The 15,789-nt window shown below is 68.4% G+C and carries 15 protein-coding genes and 1 pseudogene; 7 read left to right on the forward strand and 9 right to left on the reverse strand.

From position 1 onward, the window contains the following. Positions 1-144 precede the first annotated feature (144 nt). The 3 genes and pseudogenes from guaD to ACHMXA_RS25120 form a co-directional block, all read right to left on the reverse strand. Positions 145-1,432: pseudogene (gene guaD, locus ACHMXA_RS25110) on the reverse strand (guanine deaminase). 93 nt (positions 1,433-1,525) lie between these two features. Then, on the reverse strand, positions 1,526-2,509 hold the full coding sequence (locus tag ACHMXA_RS25115) for a hypothetical protein (RefSeq protein WP_395316736.1): 984 nt from the start codon (positions 2,507-2,509) through the stop codon (positions 1,526-1,528). After that, positions 2,506-3,111, reverse strand: coding sequence for a short chain dehydrogenase (locus tag ACHMXA_RS25120; RefSeq protein WP_395316737.1), 606 nt, complete (start codon positions 3,109-3,111; stop codon positions 2,506-2,508). The genes ACHMXA_RS25115 and ACHMXA_RS25120 overlap by 4 nt, the downstream gene beginning before the upstream one ends. A gap of 104 nt (positions 3,112-3,215) precedes the next feature. On the opposite strand from ACHMXA_RS25120, the gene ACHMXA_RS25125 reads away from it, so the two are divergent. From ACHMXA_RS25125 to ACHMXA_RS25135, 3 genes are all read left to right on the forward strand, one after another. After that, positions 3,216-4,097 (forward strand): LysR substrate-binding domain-containing protein, encoded by an 882-nt coding sequence (locus ACHMXA_RS25125; RefSeq protein ID WP_395316738.1) that lies wholly within the window; start codon positions 3,216-3,218, stop codon positions 4,095-4,097. A gap of 93 nt (positions 4,098-4,190) precedes the next feature. Then, the gene (locus ACHMXA_RS25130) at positions 4,191-4,661 is read left to right on the forward strand and encodes a helix-turn-helix domain-containing protein (RefSeq protein ID WP_395316740.1); all 471 of its coding nucleotides are present in this window, start codon (positions 4,191-4,193) and stop codon (positions 4,659-4,661) included. Further along, positions 4,654-5,382 (forward strand): nucleotidyl transferase AbiEii/AbiGii toxin family protein, encoded by a 729-nt coding sequence (locus tag ACHMXA_RS25135; protein WP_395316741.1) that lies wholly within the window; start codon positions 4,654-4,656, stop codon positions 5,380-5,382. The genes ACHMXA_RS25130 and ACHMXA_RS25135 overlap by 8 nt, the downstream gene beginning before the upstream one ends. On the opposite strand, the gene ACHMXA_RS25140 is transcribed toward ACHMXA_RS25135, so the two are convergent. Further along, a complete protein-coding gene (locus tag ACHMXA_RS25140) occupies positions 5,379-6,482 on the reverse strand; it encodes a BMP family ABC transporter substrate-binding protein (RefSeq protein ID WP_395316742.1) in 1,104 nt (367 codons plus the stop codon). The two genes, ACHMXA_RS25135 and ACHMXA_RS25140, sit on opposite strands and share 4 nt — an antisense overlap. 220 nt (positions 6,483-6,702) lie before the next feature. Between ACHMXA_RS25140 and ACHMXA_RS25145 the strand changes: the two genes are divergently transcribed. After that, on the forward strand, positions 6,703-6,957 hold the full coding sequence (locus ACHMXA_RS25145) for a hypothetical protein (RefSeq protein ID WP_395316744.1): 255 nt from the start codon (positions 6,703-6,705) through the stop codon (positions 6,955-6,957). A 22-nt stretch (positions 6,958-6,979) separates the two neighbouring features. Here ACHMXA_RS25145 and ACHMXA_RS25150 read toward each other — a convergent pair whose 3' ends face one another. Beyond that, a complete protein-coding gene (locus ACHMXA_RS25150) occupies positions 6,980-7,822 on the reverse strand; it encodes an SDR family NAD(P)-dependent oxidoreductase (RefSeq protein WP_395316746.1) in 843 nt (280 codons plus the stop codon). A gap of 109 nt (positions 7,823-7,931) precedes the next feature. Continuing rightward, positions 7,932-8,879, reverse strand: a complete 948-nt coding sequence (locus ACHMXA_RS25155) for a GlxA family transcriptional regulator (protein WP_395316748.1) — start codon at positions 8,877-8,879, stop codon at positions 7,932-7,934. A 316-nt stretch (positions 8,880-9,195) separates the two neighbouring features. Here ACHMXA_RS25155 and ACHMXA_RS25160 point away from each other — a divergent pair, with 316 nt between their 5' ends. Both ACHMXA_RS25160 and ACHMXA_RS25165 read left to right on the forward strand, forming a co-directional pair. Continuing rightward, on the forward strand, positions 9,196-10,041 hold the full coding sequence (locus ACHMXA_RS25160; RefSeq protein ID WP_176662734.1) for a hypothetical protein: 846 nt from the start codon (positions 9,196-9,198) through the stop codon (positions 10,039-10,041). Positions 10,042-10,151: 110 nt separating this feature from the next. Beyond that, entirely contained in the window at positions 10,152-11,399 is a 1,248-nt protein-coding gene (locus ACHMXA_RS25165; RefSeq protein ID WP_395316749.1) for an MFS transporter, read from the forward strand. A gap of 69 nt (positions 11,400-11,468) precedes the next feature. On the opposite strand, the gene ACHMXA_RS25170 is transcribed toward ACHMXA_RS25165, so the two are convergent. After that, positions 11,469-12,272 (reverse strand): helix-turn-helix domain-containing protein, encoded by an 804-nt coding sequence (locus ACHMXA_RS25170; protein ID WP_395316751.1) that lies wholly within the window; start codon positions 12,270-12,272, stop codon positions 11,469-11,471. Further along, positions 12,238-13,269, reverse strand: a complete 1,032-nt coding sequence (locus ACHMXA_RS25175) for a LysR substrate-binding domain-containing protein (protein ID WP_395316752.1) — start codon at positions 13,267-13,269, stop codon at positions 12,238-12,240. The genes ACHMXA_RS25170 and ACHMXA_RS25175 overlap by 35 nt, the downstream gene beginning before the upstream one ends. A 105-nt stretch (positions 13,270-13,374) precedes the next feature. Between ACHMXA_RS25175 and ACHMXA_RS25180 the strand changes: the two genes are divergently transcribed. After that, positions 13,375-14,685 (forward strand): MFS transporter, encoded by a 1,311-nt coding sequence (locus ACHMXA_RS25180; RefSeq protein ID WP_395316754.1) that lies wholly within the window; start codon positions 13,375-13,377, stop codon positions 14,683-14,685. Here ACHMXA_RS25180 and ACHMXA_RS25185 read toward each other — a convergent pair. Beyond that, positions 14,646-15,707: an adenosine deaminase gene (locus tag ACHMXA_RS25185; protein ID WP_395316756.1), complete on the reverse strand. Its 1,062-nt coding sequence runs from the start codon at positions 15,705-15,707 to the stop codon at positions 14,646-14,648. The two genes, ACHMXA_RS25180 and ACHMXA_RS25185, sit on opposite strands and share 40 nt — an antisense overlap. Positions 15,708-15,789 lie beyond the last annotated feature (82 nt).

Consider the following 15,789-nt stretch of genomic DNA (forward strand, 5'->3'; position numbering starts at 1 on the left):
CGCGCACTTCGTGTCGCTACGCCAACCCCTCGAGGGGCAACACCAGCGGCCCGGCAAAGCCGGTTCCGCGGTGTTCCTGGAAAAGGTGTCGCCGCGCCCGCTGGGTCGGCGATTGTGGCATGGACGGATTCGCCCTCCCGGGCCTCAGCCGGCCTGCGAGATCACCGTGCGCTCGACCAGCCGGTCGTCGCCCAGCACGATCATCGCGAAGAGCATTTCTTCCAGCGAGTTCGCCTGTTTCGTCTTGCGTGCCAGCAGCGGCGTGGCCGCCGGGTTCAGCACCAGGAAGTCGGCCTCGCAGCCGGGCTGCAGGTTGCCGACCACGCCGTCGAGCCCCAGGCGCGCGCGCGGCGCCGCCGGTGTGGCGCCACCAGAGTTCGGACGGCGCGATGCTCAGGCCGGCCTTGGTCTGGCCTTCGCGGCCGACGTAGTAGGCGGCCATCATGGTGTGGAAGGGGCTGAAGCTGGTGCCGCCGCCCACGTCGCTGGCCAGGCCGTAGGGGTAGCCCACGCGGTCGGCCGCGCCGAAATCGAAGAAGCCGCTGCCCAGGAACAGGTTGCTGGTCGGGCTCACCGCGGCCGCCGTCTTCGTCTCGCGCAGCAGGGCGCGGTCGGCCTCGTCGAGGTAGATGCAGTGGGCGTACACGGCCCGCTCGCGCATCAGGCCGAAGCCCGCATACACGTCGAGGTACGAGCGCGCCTTGGGGTACAGCTCGCGCACCCAGCTCACCTCGTCGCGGTTCTCGGCCACGTGCGACTGGATCCAGGTGTCGGCGTACTTCGCGGCCAGCTCGCCCGCGCCGCGCATCTGGGCGTCGGTGCTCGCGGGCGCGAAGCGCGGCGTGATGGCGTAGCCCAGCCGGTCGACCTTGTGCCACTTGCGGATCAGCGCCTCGGTGTCGACGAGGCTCTGCTCGGTCTCGTCGCGCACGCCGTCGGGCGAGTGGCGGTCCTGCAGCACCTTGCCGGTGATCAGGCGCATGCCGCGGCGCTGCGCGCCTTCGAAGAGCGCGTCGACCGACGCCACATGCGAAGTCGCGAAGGTCAGCGAGGTGGTGACGCCGTTGCGCAGCAGTTCGTCGAGGAAGAACTGCGCCACTTCGTTCGAATGCGCGGGGTCGGCGAACTTGCTCTCCGCAGGGAAGGTGTAGTTCTCGAGCCAGGGCAGCAGACCCGGCGCGGGCGAACCGATGATGTCGGTCTGCGGATAGTGGATGTGCATGTCCACGAAGCCCGGCGCGAGGATGCGCCCCGGCAGGTGGGTCGTGTGCGCGCCAGGATGGCGGGCCGCGACATCGGCATGGCTGCCGGCGTCGAGCACGCGCTGGCGGCCGGTGGCGTCGGGGGCGACGACCAGCAGGCCGTCCTCGTCGAAAACAGGCTTGCCGGAGGCGTCGAATCGCAGGAGGGAGGCGCGGTAGGCTTTTTTCATCGTGGGTGCGGAGGGTAATCCACCCCCGCCCCACCGCAATTTCCATGCGCATATGAGTGCTATATGCGCAGCGCACTCGCCGCGGTGCAGCACCTACCGCGGCAGCGCGCGCGACTGGATGTCGAAGGGCACGCCGGTCGGCACCGGCCCGTCGCCCTCCTTGTGCTTCGTGAGCAGCGAATACTTCGACTCGATGAAGTAGACGCGGTCGCCCCACACCGCGCCGGAGGACGGGTCGTTGAGCCCCGCCACCACCGTCTGCAGGCCGAGCTTCGCGCCTTCGACGCGCACCACGGTGATCTGCCCGCCGTAGGCGCCTTCGCCGAAGGCATTGCTCTCGAACAGCACCAGCCGCCCGGGCTTCCACGCGCGGATCGCGTCCACGTTCTTCAGCTCGCGCGGCGCGTCGACGCGCGTGACCTCGCCGGCCTTGCCGTCCGCGCCTAGACCGATGCGCAGCACGTAGGACGCCGCCGCCACGAGGCTCACGTAGACGTCGCGCCCGCCGTCGATGGCGATGCCGTTCAGGCCCTTGTAGGGGCCCGGGCCGGCCAGCGCGGGATCCTCCTTCCACGTAACCAGCGAGGCAGCGCCCGGCGCGAGCTTCAGCACGCGCGGGTGATAGGAGTCGGTCACGTAGAGATTGCCGCGCGCGTCCTGCGCGAGGTCGTTGCAGTAGCCGCCGTCGGGCATGGCGTAGCTCGCGCGCGGCGCGCCGGTGGCAAGGTCATAGCGCTTGAGCGCGCTCGGCGTCGACGGCACGGTGGTGAAGCCGATGTTGCCGGAGCAGATCCACAGCGCCCGGCGCTTCGCGTCGACCAGCACGCCCTGCCCGTTCGCCAGGCCGTTGGCGCCGGGCTTGACCAGCACCTCGGCCTTCGGCGCCGTGCCCGGGGTCAGCCGCGCGACCGCGCCCTGCCGCCAGCTGCCGACGTAGAACGCGCCGTCGGGCCCGATGGCCACGCTCTCCGGATACCAGTCTTCGGGCAGCGCCTGCACCACTGGCGGGGCAGCGACGGCCGCCGCCGTCGCGAGCGCCAGCAGCGCGCCTGCAAGCCGTGGATGCACGCTCTTCATTGCCACACGCGAAAGACGCGCCCCGTCAGCGGACCTTCGACGCTGCGCACGTAGGCCAGCGCCACGCGCGCGGCCGATACGGTTTCGACGCCCGGAAAGAGCGCGCCATACGCCTCCACCGATTCGGTCAGCAGCGTCGGGCTCACCGCGTTGATGCGCAGCCCGCGCGCCAGCTCGATCGCCGCGCCCTTCACGAAGCCCTCGACCCCGGCATTGACGGCAGCCGCATTGCCTCCGCCGCGAACCGGGTCTTCGGCCGCGACGCCCGTGGTCAGCGTGATCGAGCCGCCGTCCGTCAGCACATGCTGGCCCAGCAGCGCGAGCCGCACCTGTCCCAGCAGCTTGTCCTGCAGCCCGACATTGAAGTTCGCCGGCGTCATCTCGGCCAGCGGCCCGAAGAAGAGCCCGCCCGCCGTCGAGACGATCGCATCGACACGGCCGACCGCCGCGTACAGCGCCTCGACGCTGGCGTCGCTGGTGATGTCGACCTGGCGATCGCCGCGCGTGCGCCCCGCGCGAATCACCTCGTGGCCCCGCCCGGCCAGCGTCTGCGCCACCGCGCTGCCAATCGCGCCCGTCGCGCCCACAACAAGAACCTTCATGGAAAACCTCGCAAAGTGAATCGAACAAGCGGTGATTGTTTTGCGAACCGTCCGTTTGATAAATTCCATTCCCATTAGGTCATTCGGAATCAAGGGTTCGCAATATGGACAAGCTGCGCGCCATGGAAGTCTTCGTTGCAACGGTGGACGCGGGCAGCTTTGCCGCCGCCGCCGAAGCTCTCGACCTCTCGGCCGTGATGGTCGGCAAGCACATCCGCGCGCTCGAAGAGCAGCTGGGAGCCCGTCTGCTGGAGCGCACCACGCGCCGCCATTCGCTCACCGAGATCGGCGCCGCGTATCTGGAGCGCTGCCGCGACGTGCTGGCCAGCGTGCACACGGCCGATGGCGTGGCCGAGTCGCTGCGCGCCATGCCGCAGGGCGTGCTGCGCGTCACCGCACCCGTGGCCTACGGCGCGCACCGCCTCACGCCGGTGATCGGCGAGTACATCGCTGCCTATCCGCAGGTGAAGGTGGAGTTGAGCCTCAACGACCGCGTGGTCGACCTGGCCGAGGAAGGCTTCGACTGCGGCATCCGCTCGGGCGCGGCGGTCGACGAACGGCTCATCGCAAGACCGCTCGCCCTGGCGCGCATGTACGCGGTGGCGAGCCCGGCATGGGTCGCGCGCCACGGGCAGCCGAAGCACCCGTCCGAACTGGAGGCCTTTCCGCTGCTGGGCTTCGCGACCTGGGGGCCGAACCATTCATGGCGCTTCACGCGCAACGGCCAGACGGTGCACGTGCCGGTGCGCGGGCCACTCACCACCAACAACGGCCAGGCGCTGCTTGCCGCGGCCATGGCCGGCGTGGGCGTGATCGTGCAGGCCGATGCGCTGCTGGGCCCCGCCCTCGCATCGGGTCAGGTGGTGCAGCTGCTGCCCGACTGGGAGCTGCCCACGCGGCAGGTGCAGATCGTCCGGCTGCCGGAGGCGCGGCCGAGCGCCAAGCTGCGGACCTTCGTGGACTTCGTGGTGGAGCGGCTGGGCTGAAGAACCGAAGGCATGGTCAGAATGCCGGCATCTTCGGCATTTATGTCTCCCATTCTGGACAAATATTCAAAATTGCCTAATATGAGATACACTATGCCATCCACCTCTCCAGCAACGAGCGCCGCAGCGGACAAACGCCTCGCAGCCCTCGGCCGCCGCATTCACGCACATCGCAAGGCCTTGAAGGTCAGCGCCACCACTGCGGCGGAAGCAGCAGGCATGTCCCGCATGACGCTGCACAGAATCGAACGCGGAGAACCCTCTGTCACGATGGGCGCCTACATGAATGCGCTGGGTGCCCTGGGTCTCGACGTCGACGTGGTGACGTCCACGCAGCCGCCTGCCCTCGCACCGCTGCCCGGAGGCATCCGGATTGCCGATTACCCCCAGTTGCGCCGGCTTGCCTGGCAATTGGCGCCGGCTACCGAACTCTCGCCTGAAGAAGCCTGGGGAACCTACGAGCGCAACTGGCGCCACGTCGACACATCCTCCCTCGATGCGAGAGAGCGCCAGTTGCTGGAAGACCTGGCACGCATCCTCGGCAGAAAGCCACTGAATGTTTGAACGGCCACACCACCAGCGCGTCGCTCACGTGCTTGCTTCGCTCGACGCGAACCTGCTCGCCCGAAGCCATTGCCTGTTCGGCGGAGGCACCGCCATTGCGCTTCGGCACGACGAGTACCGCGAGTCCGTAGACATCGACTTCCTCGTGTCCGACATCGATGGCTATCGGCACCTGCGCCAGTTGCTGACGGGAGCTCAAGGCCTCGGCGCGCTCGCGCGACAAGGCCGCGAAATCCGGCAATCGGCCGAACTACGCGCCGACCAGTACGGCATCCGGTCGTCCGTTCTCGTCGGCGACACCGAGATCAAGTTCGAGATCGTGCTCGAAGCGCGCATCGAACTCGAATTGCCGGGCGCAGATGACCGGATCGACGGCATCGCAACCCTCACTCCCCTGGACATGGCAACGAGCAAGCTGCTCGCGAACTCGGATCGTTGGGCCGACGACAGCGTCTTCAGCCGCGACATCATCGATCTGGCCATGATGAAACCCGGCGCCTCGCTTCTGCGCCAGGCGACGATCAAGGCCCGTCGCGCCTACGGCAGCAGCATCGATGCCGATCTAGCAAGAGCCGCCGAGGCACTGCTCGCGCGGCCGGGCCGCCTGGACCGCTGCATGGCCGTGCTGCAAATGACACCGCCCGCGACACCCGTCCTGCTTCGCCAGCGCATCAAGGCCCTGTTGCCTCGTGCTCCGCGCGCCAGCCGGCCACCGGACTAGCGCGCCACGCGCCCCTGCACGCCTTCCACCAGCCAGTTCATCGTCAGGATCTGCTCGTCGCTCAGCTGGGTTCCCTTGGCGATCACGATGCGACCCTCGTTGTCGCGCACGTCCGCCGCAACGGCGCGGAAGGGCTGCAGCTTGCCGACGGCGATGTCCTTCTGCCGCGCCAGCACCTCGTCCTGCACGGCCTTGGGCACCTTGGTGCCGAAGTCGCCGACGCGGATCATTCCCTCCTTCACGCCGCCCCAGAGCTTGCCGCTCTTCCAGCTTCCGTCGAGCACCGCCTTCGCGCGCTGCGTGTAGTAGCCGCCCCACTGGTGCGTGACCGCGACGACCTGCGCGTCGGGCGCGATCTTGCGCATGTCGGAGTGGTAGGCGATGGCGAGCTTGCCGCGCTCCTGCGCCGCCGCCATCACGGCGGTGGAGCCGGTGTGGAAGGCGATCACGTCGGCGTTCTGGTTGAACAGCGCCATGGCGGCATCGCGCTCCTTCGGCGGATCGAACCATTCGTTGAGCCACACCACGCGCACCTGCGCCGATGGGTTCACGGAGCGCATGCCCAGCGTGAAGGCGTTTATGCCCTGCAGCACTTCCGGAATCGGAAAGCCCGCGACGTAGCCCGCGATGTTGGTCTTCGTCATGCGCCCGGCAGCGATGCCGGCAAGGTAGCGGCCTTCGTAATAGCGCGCATTGGCGGTCGCCACGTTGGGTGCGGTCTTGTAGCCGGTGATCGACTCGAACTTCACGTCGGGGAAGTCCTTCGCGACCTTCATCGTCGGCTCCATGTAGCCGAAGCTCGGCGTGAAGATGAGCGTGTTGCCCTGCTGCGCGAGGTCGCGGATCACGCGCTCGGCATCGGCACCCTCGGCCACGTTCTCGACGTAGGTAGTCTTGACCTTCGCCCCGAGCGCCGCGTCGACGGCCTTGCGGCCTTCCTCGTGCTGGCGCACCCAGCCCGCGTCGGTGACGGGCGTGACGTAGACGAAGCCGATCTTCAGCGGCGCCTGGGCCTGTTGCTGCTGTTGTGAAAAAACGGGAGATAAAAAGCCGGCGGCTGCCAGCGCCAGAACGGCGCGGCCCGCGAGGTTTTTGTACATGGTGTTCCTCTACATGGCCCCGGAAATGCAAACCCCGCAGCCGGCCGGGACGCCCGATGCGAGGGGCGGGATTCTAAACGCCGACGCAGTCCGCAATGCGGCCGCGGCATTGGCCTACTTCAATGTCGGTGCTTCGCCTCAGACCCGGCGCCCCGGGTTTGAGCGAGCCTTGCATCACTGATCGATCCACCATCGGGAAAGCCAAGAAAGGCCAGCCACCATGACCGCATCCACCGTCAACGATTCGCTGACCCCGCTCGACATCTCTCAAGCCGTGCTTGAAGGCGAAGAAAACCCGAACGCGGTACGGCCGCTCACGCCCAAGGAACGTGCCGCACGCGGCATGCACGCCGAACCGGGCCGCCGCGCGCGCCTTCAAGGCATGCTGCGCAGCCCTGCCCTTGCCTGGTGCGGCGCGGCAGCCACGGGGCTGGCGCTGGCGGCGCTCTACGCGCGCCGGACCCACCGCATCTGAACCGGACGACCCCGGTACGACCTCACGCCGGTGACGTGGCGGAGTCGGCGCCGACACGATAGCGCGCCGCAGGAGCGGTGCTGGACAACCGCCCTGACATCGCACGCCGCGCTACATCGAAGGCTTCCCACTCGGCCAGATCGGGCAGCGCGGGGATCGTGACCTGCTCACCCTGGTCGAGCCCCGCCAGGGCGGCGTCGACCATGTCTTGCGCGGTCATGACGATCTCCTTGGGCAGGTGTTCCATCGGCACGCCTGCGACGCCCCAGAACTCGGTGGCCGTCGCGCCGGGCAGCACCGCCTGCACGCGCACGCCCTTGTCCTTGAGCTCGTGCTGCAGCGACTGGCTCAACGCGAGCACGAAGGCCTTGCTGCCGCCGTACACGCCGTTGAGCGTCTCCGGCGAGATCGCGACGATGGAGGCGATGTTCACCAGCGTGCCTGCGCCGCGCTTCACGAAGCCGGGCACGGCCGCGTAGGTGAGCCGCGTGAGCACGCTCACGTTGAGCGCGATCATCTCTTCCATCTTGTCGACGTCGGAGGCCAGCAGCGGCGCGGCCGCGCCGAAGCCGGCGTTGTTCACCAGCATGGTGATGTCGCCGCGGGTGCGCAGCGCGGCCTCGACTTGGGCGATGTCGTTGCGGCTCGTCAGGTCGGCAGAAAGAACCTCGACCTTGCGGCCGGTCTCGCGCACGAGCTTCGCGGCCAGTGCCTCCAGGCGTTCGCGGTTGCGCGCGACCAGGATCAGGTCGAAGCCGCGCCGCGCGAGGCGGTCCGCATACACGGCGCCGATGCCGGACGACGCGCCGGTGACGAGGGCCGTGCCCTTGGGGGAGTTTGTTGAAGCGGTAACGGTGGCAGTCATGGAGCTTTCCTTTTTCGCCGCGTCGATGAGTGCGGCCACGGGGAAAGTCTCCTCCTGCAAGGCTATGGCGTAAATGTCATATAAGCCACTTTTCAGGACATCACGCCGCTCAGGCCATGGCCGCTTCCCGCCGCGCCACGCGGCGCACGCTCTGCGGGGGCTGCCCCAGCGTGCGCAGGAACGCGCGCCGCATGCGCTCGGGGTCGCCGAAGCCGGTTTCGCGCGCGACCACGCCGAGCGCCAGGTTGCCTTCGTCGATCAGCGCGCGCGCCGCTTCCACGCGCAGGGTCTCGACCGCGTGCGCGGGCGACTGGCCGGTCTCGGCCTTGAAGGCGCGGCTGAACTGGCGCGGGCTCAGATGCACGACCTCGGCCAGCTCCTCCACCGACAGCGTGTCGCGCAGGTTGGCCCGCGCGTGCACCAGCGCCTTCTGGATTCGGTCCGATTTCGGCTCCAGCTCCAGCAGCGCGGAGTACTGCGACTGTCCGCCCGCGCGCCGGTGGTAGACGACCAGCTTCCGCGCCGCGAAGCGCGCCGCTTCCACGCCGAGGTCTTCCTCCACCAGCGCCAGCACGAGGTCGATGCCCGCCGTCATGCCGGCCGACGTCCACACCGGCCCGTCGTTGATGAAGATGCGGTCGGGCTGAACCTTCACCGCGGGATGAAGCTTCTGCAGCTCGCCCGCGAATGACCAGTGCGTGGTCGCCTTGCGGCCGTCGAGCAGCCCCGCATCGGCCAGCCCGAAGGCGCCGGTGCAGATGCTGGCCACGCGGCGCGCATTGCGCAGCCCGGCGCGCAGGAAGCGGCACATCTTCTCGGAGGTGGGCGCGATGAAGAGTGCGCCGCTCAGCAGCAGCGTGTCGTACTTCGCCGTGCCGAAGCGCTTGCTGTCCGTGCTCACGCCCGACGAACTGGCCACGAGGCCACCCTCTTCCGACAGCAGCTCGACCTGGTAGACCGGCTTGCCGGCGTGAATGTTCGCAAGCTCGAACGCGGCGATGGCGGCGAGGTCGAGGATCTGGAAGCCGGGGAAGACGAGCACGCCGATGCGTTTCATGGCGATGTCCTGAAAGGAGGTTTTGGGCGATGAAGGACGCGAGCTTAGGCGACTCGCACCGACCGCGCGTGCGGAAGGGAGACCTCACACGCACAGACCACCCGTCACCGCAGCACTGCATGGTCGAAGCCTCCACGGCGCTCTCTGCCCGCCTTTATTCGTGAAAAACTTCACGAAAACATATTCCTCATTTCGGTGCACGAGCCAGTAAGAGGAAACTTTCTGCTGACATTTTGATACGTAAGGTTACGATTGTGCGGTCAGGTTCCGGTCAGTTCGATCGCCTGACCCAACAAGCACAACAAACGGAGTTCTCGTGATCGCTTTCGACAGCGCCTTGCCGCGCCAAATTGGAGATTTACTCAACCAGCAAGGCGCGGTCTCACGCAAGACCTGCTGCTTCGTCGCACTCGCCGTTCTCATCAGCGGCTGCTCCACGGCGAACATCTCGTACACGCCCCGCCCCGGCAAGGATGTGCCGCAGACGCTGAAGTACACCGATGGTGTCGGCACGCTGTCCGAAAAAGATGAAACGCGCGAACTCTTCGTCTACTCGCGCTTCAAGATGCAAGGGCCGACGCAGCCGACCTTCACCATCGGCTATGCCAACAACACCGCCGAGCCGGTGGACTTCAGCACCGACAACATCAAGGCGTACTTCCGCGGCGCTCCGGTGCAGATCTACACGTACAACGAGCGGATCGCGGAAATCCAGTCGGAGAAGCAGGCCAAGCAGGTCGCACTGGCGATCATCGGCGGGCTGGCCGCGGGCGCTGCCGCCTACGGCGCCTCGCGCCAGACCTATCGCTCGAACTACTCCGGATCGGTGGTCGGCCGCCGCGGCGTGACCAGCTTTGCCGGTTCGAACACCGTGCGCGTGTACGACCCCGTCGCAGGCATGCTGGCCGGCGCGGCAGTGGGTGGCGCCACCGTGCTGGGCATCCGGCAGATCGAATACAACGCAGAGAACCAAGAGCAGTCGGCCAATTCCATCCTGCAGCTGAACACGGTGGAGCCGCTGCAGATGGTGACCGGCGACCTCATCCTGAAGAACTGCTGCGATCCCCAACCCCAGGCCAACGACCTGATCCGGCTCGAGGTGACGGCCAGCGGGAAAACCTCGGTGTTCGAGTTCGCCCGCACGCAAGTGAAGAATCGCTGAAGTGGCGCTCCGGGGGTCGCGCGGGCCCCTGCCCCCGCTTCGCACGATGGGTGCCCCCACCAATCGGCAAGCGCCATCCCGCATGTGTCGTCCCACAATGGGCGTTCCCCATGACGCATCCTACGACGACCACGACAACAGGCGCACCGCCAACCGAAACGGGCGCCAACGCACACTGGCAGCGCAACCTCGCCGTGTGCATGTTCGGCTCGTTCACGACCATCATCGCGATGACGCTGCTGCTGCCCTTCCTGCCGCTGTACGTCGAGCAGCTGGGCGTGAAGGACCACGCCGCCATCGTGCAGTGGTCGGGCGCGGCGTACGGCGCCACCTTCCTGAGCGCCGCGCTGGTGGCGCCGCTGTGGGGCCGGCTGGCCGACCGCTACGGGCGCAAGCCGATGCTGATCCGCGCGAGCCTGGGCATGGCGGTGGCGATGGCGCTGATCGGCGTCGCGGGCAATGTGTGGCAGCTGGTGGGCCTCCGGCTGCTGGCGGGGCTGCTGGGCGGCTACGCATCGGGCTCGATGGTGCTGGTGGCCACGCAGACGCCCAAGGACCGCACCGGCTGGGCGCTGGGCACGATGTCATCGGCCATCATGGCGGGCAACCTCGTGGGGCCGCTGGTCGGCGGCGCGCTGCCGCCGCTGATCGGCATCCGCGCCACCTTCTTCGCGGCGGGCGCGATCATCTTCGTAGCCTTTCTCGCGACGGCCTTCCTGATCCGCGAGGAGCGCAAGGCACCTGCCGCACGCAAGCAGGATGGCGGCAGTGCTGCTGAGCAAACCGGCTGGGCCGCGGTGCCCGACAAGCGCCCCCTGGTCGCGATGCTCTTCACCGGCATGCTGCTGATGCTGGCGAACATGTCGATCGAGCCGATCATCACCGTCTACGTCGCCACGCTGGTGGAAGACCCCAGCCGCGTGACGATGATGGCCGGCCTCGTGATGTCCGCCGCGGCGCTCGGCAGCATCCTCTCGGCCTCGCGGCTGGGCAAGCTGGCCGATCGCGTGGGGCACTGGAACGTGATCGTCGGCTGCCTGGCGGTGGCGGCACTGCTGCTGGTGCCACAGGCCTTCGTCACCTCGGGCTGGCAGCTGGTGGTGCTGCGCTTCCTGATGGGGCTTTCGCTCGGCGGGCTGCTGCCGTGCATCGCGAGCGTGATCCGCCACAACGTGCCCGAGCGCGTGGCCGGCAACATGCTGGGCTACTCGACCTCGGCGCAGTACACGGGCCAGGTCGCGGGGCCGCTGCTGGGCGGCTTCGTGGGCGGGCACATCGGCATGCGCGCCGTGTTCCTCGGCACCTGCGTGCTGATGGCCGCAGGTGCCGCGTGGAACTGGCTGGCGAAGCGGCACTGATGAGGCGCTGCCGCGCCAGGGAAGGTCCCACTCGCCGATGGAAACGGCATCGAGCCGATTGCACTCCCTCTAGGCAAACGCGTTCTGGCCCCAGGCATGCGACGCATGCTCGTCCGCGGTCACGCGAACGCGGCTCGCGAGGAACGAAGGCGGCAGCCCGAAGTAGCGCTGGAAGGTGCGGCTCATGTGCGCCGCGTCGGTAAAGCCGCTGACCAGCGCAACGTCGGTGAGCGAACGCTGCCCTGTGAATTGCTGCACCGTGCGGCGTACCTTGGTCCACAGCGCATAGCGCTTGACCGACACGCCCACCTGCTCGGCGAACAGGTGCGTGAGCCGGTCGGGCGACAGGCACGCCACGGCCGCGAGATCGCGCAGCGCGATCTGCCCCGCATGCGCGCGGATGGCCTGCAGCACGCGGTCGATGCGCGGATCGAGCGGCGCCTGCAGCTCGGGGCTTTCGGTGATGGCCTCGACCATCTTCGCGCTGAGCGACTGCAGCCGCTCGCTGGGCAAGGCGCCGCACTGCGCCGGTTCGAAGTCGTCGCGCAGCGCGCCGAAGCGCCGCGCGTCGATGGGCTGTATGCCATGGCCGCCCATGCGCCGCGCGAGCATGCGGTAGGCGCTGGAAGCGGGGTCGAGGTTGAGCGAAAGCAGCCCGCAGCCATTGACGTCGAGCCGCCGCGACACGTGCGGCGCGACCAGCGCGGCGGTGCAATGCACGCGCGTGCCGTCGACCGCCTCCAGCGTGAAGGGGTGCCCGCTGACCGACGCGAGCAGCGTGGCCGACGAGCGGGCCGTCAGGCCCGACTGGATGGCCGGTGTGATGTAGAGGAACCTGTCATCCCACAGGTGCAGGAAGTTTTGCGTTGCCATACCGTACCACTTTTGTTCTTGTCTCCAGCGGCGGATTCTCACGCATCGGCAGACCGACAGGTTGTACCTGCTGGCGAGCGGCTTCCAGCAGCAGCGCGGCCAGGCGGCTCGCGGGGGCTTCCGGATGTGCCTGCGCGCGATACAGCACGAGCGAGATCTGCGGCAGCGCCGGCAGCGACAGGACCGAGCGGTCGAGCACGCTCACATGCGGGGGCAGGCCGAAGGGCGTGCGCACGGTGAGGCCCAGCCCGGCCGAGGCTGCCGCCCACAGCGCCGAGAGGCTGGCGCTGCCAAAGGCACGGCGCCATGGCACGCCGGCACGGTCGAGCGCGGCGATGACGATCTCGCGCAATGGGCACGGGGCGTCGAGCATGATGAGCGGCAGCGGCTCCCTGCTCTTGCCTTGGCGCGTGGCGCCTGCGCTTCGGTGCTCGCGCTCCGTCCACCACGGTGCGTCGACGCGCTCCGGCACCCTCGGGCCGATCCACAGCAGCGGCATGCGCGCTACGCGCTCGGCGTACGGCGACAACGGCTGGTCGCCCGCGTCCCACGCCAATGCCAGGTCGAGCTGGCCTAGCTCGAGCCGCTCGCGCAACTCCGCGCTGCGTGCCACGCAGGCCTCGATGCGCACCTTCGGATGCGCTCGCGCGAAGCGGCCCAGCACCGCCGGCAGCAGCGTCTCTCCGAAGTCTTCCTGCAGGCCCAGCCGCACCGCGCCCTGCAGATCGACACCGCGCATGGCAGCGCCGGCCTCTTCGTTGAGCTCGAGCAGGCGGTGCGCGTACGCCAACAGCGTCTCGCCGGCATCGGTGAGTTCCAGCCCCCGCCCAGCCTTGCGGAACAGCGCGGTGCCGGCCTGCGATTCGAGCTTCTTCAGCTGAGCGCTCACGGCGGAGGTGGAGCGACCCAGCTTGTCGGCGGCGCGCGCGAAGCTGCCAAGCGCGATGCCGGTGGAGAAAGTGCGCAGCACGTCGAGATCGAACATCACCTGGCTCATTGCGGCTCCTTCGGGTTTCGTGGCAATCATCCTGTTTTTCAGGACGATTCGCCAATTATTTTCTGATTTTCAAAACCTTTGGCGAAGCGGAAACTGCCCGGCAAGATGACCCATTCGCCCTCTTCCTCCATCTCCTCTTCGTTTACGCCGCGCCACCGCTGGAAGGTGCTGGCTGCGGGTGTAGCCGCCAACGCCGCCTTCTCCGTGGCCTTCAGCGGCATCCCGATGACCGCCGTGCTGATGCGCACCGGCTACCAGCTCGACAACGCCACCCTCGGGCTGGTGCTGGGCCTCATGGGTCTGGGCATCGCGGTGAGCGAGCTGCCCTGGGGCCTGCTGACCGACCGCTGGGGCGACCGGCCCGTGCTGCTGGCAGGCCTGGGCAGCACGGCCCTCGCGCTGGTCGCGATGGCGCTGTGGGCCGCGCCCGCCGCGGAGCACATTCCGGGGCTGGGCTGGCTCGGCAGCGGGCTGCTGCTGGTGGGGCTGCTTGGCGGCAGCGTCAACGGCGCCAGCGGCCGCGCGGTGATGACCTGGTTCGACGCCAGCGAGCGCGGCCTCGCGATGAGCATCCGCCAGACGGCCGTGCCGATGGGCGGCGGCATCGGCGCGCTGGTGCTGCCCTTCGTCGCGCTGCACTTCGGCTTCGCGGCGCTCTACGGCCTGCTGGCGCTGCTGTGCGCACTGAGCGCGGCGATGAGCTGGGCGTGGGTGCACGAGCCGCCCATCGCGGCGGGCGGCGACAAGGCCGTGCCGGCTTCAGCCGCCGCGCCGAAGAGCGGCCCGCTGCGCGACCCACGCGTGTGGCGCATCGTGGCCGGCATCGGCATTCTTTGCGCGCCGCAGTTCGCGGTGCTGTCCTTCGGCACGGTGTTCCTGCACGACTTCGGCCATGCGGGCCTCGCGACCATCACCGCGACGATGGTGTTCGTGCAGGTCGGCGCGATGGTCATGCGCGTGTGGAGCGGCCGCTGGACCGACCGCAACAGGAACCGGCCGGCCTACCTGCGTGCCTGCAGCGGGCTCACCGTGCTGCTGTTCGCGGGCCTCGCTGCACTAGCACTGGCCACGGGCGCACACGCTGCCGATTCAGCGGCGCTGCGCATTGCGCTGGTGGTGCTGCTGGGCGTGAGCGGTGTGTGCGTGTCGGCGTGGCACGGCGTGGCCTACACCGAGCTCGCCACGCTGGCCGGCGCATCGCGTGCCGGCACCGCGCTGGGCATGGCGAACACCAGCGTGTTCCTGGTGTGCTTCGTCACACCCTTCTCCATTCCGCACCTGCTGGCTCTTCAGGGCTGGCCGACGGTGTGGCTGGCGGCCAGCGCCTGCGCGCTGGTGGCGATGCCGCTGCTGGTGGCGCGGCCCGCCGATGCCGCTCAGAAGCTCGCGAAGACGGCGTTGAGCCGCTCGACGTAGGCGCGCTTGGCGGCCTCGTCGATGAAGCTGCCCTCGAAGCTGTTCGCCGCGAGCTGCCAGGCCTGCTGCACGCTCAGGCCGGTGGCCGAGAAGGTCTCGGTGAAGTTCTGGTTCATGTAGCCGCCGAAGTAGGCCGGGTCGTCGGAGTTGACGGTGGCCACCAGCCCCGCATCGAGCAGCGCGCCGAGGTTGTGCTTCGACAGGTCGGGGAACACGCAGAGCTTGAGGTTCGACAGCGGGCACACGGTCAGCGGAATGCGGTCCTTCGCAAGCCGCTTCATCAATTCCGGGTCCTTGGTGCTCTGCACACCGTGGTCGACGCGCTCGACCTTCAGCACGTCGAGCGCACTCCAGACGTATTCGGGCGGGCCTTCTTCGCCGGCGTGGGCGACGAGGTGGAAGCCCAGCTCGCGGCAGCGCGCGAACACGCGGGCGAACTTCTCGGGCGGATGGCCCACTTCGCTCGAATCGAGCCCCACGCCGATGAACTTGTCGCGATAAGGCAGCGCCTGCTCCAGCGTCTCGAAGGCCTCTTCCTCGCTCAGGTGGCGCAGGAAGCACAGGATGAGCGCGGCGCTCACACCCAGCTCCGAGCGTGCATCGGTGCACGCGCGGTGCAGGCCGTCGACCACCGTCTCCATCGGCACGCCGCGCGCGGTGTGCGTCTGCGGGTCGAAGAACATCTCGGTGTGCACCACGTTGTCGGCCGCGGCGCGCTCCAGGTAGGCCCAGGCCATGTCGTAGAAGTCCTGCTCCTTCAGCAGCACGCTGGCGCCGGCGTAGTAGATGTCGAGGAAGCTCTGCAGGTTGGTGAAGGCGTAGGCCTTGCGCAGCTCCTCGACGCTGGCGTAGGGAATGGACACGCCGTTGCGCTGGGCGAGCGCGAAGATGAGTTCGGGCTCCAGCGAGCCCTCGATGTGCATGTGCAGCTCCGCCTTGGGCATGGCGCGCAGCAGCGCGGGCAGGCGGTCGGCGGCGATGCGGTCGAAGCTCTTGTCGTAGGCGGGGCGGAAATCGGTCATGGTGGGGCTGGCTGCTGCTGATGCAGCGTTGTGGCTGCGCAAAACGCGAAGCATAAGCGCAGCAGCAGCCGGCGCCATGCCG

It is taken from the genome of Variovorax sp. UC74_104 (assembly GCF_044055375.1).
GTDB lineage: Bacteria > Pseudomonadota > Gammaproteobacteria > Burkholderiales > Burkholderiaceae_C > Variovorax.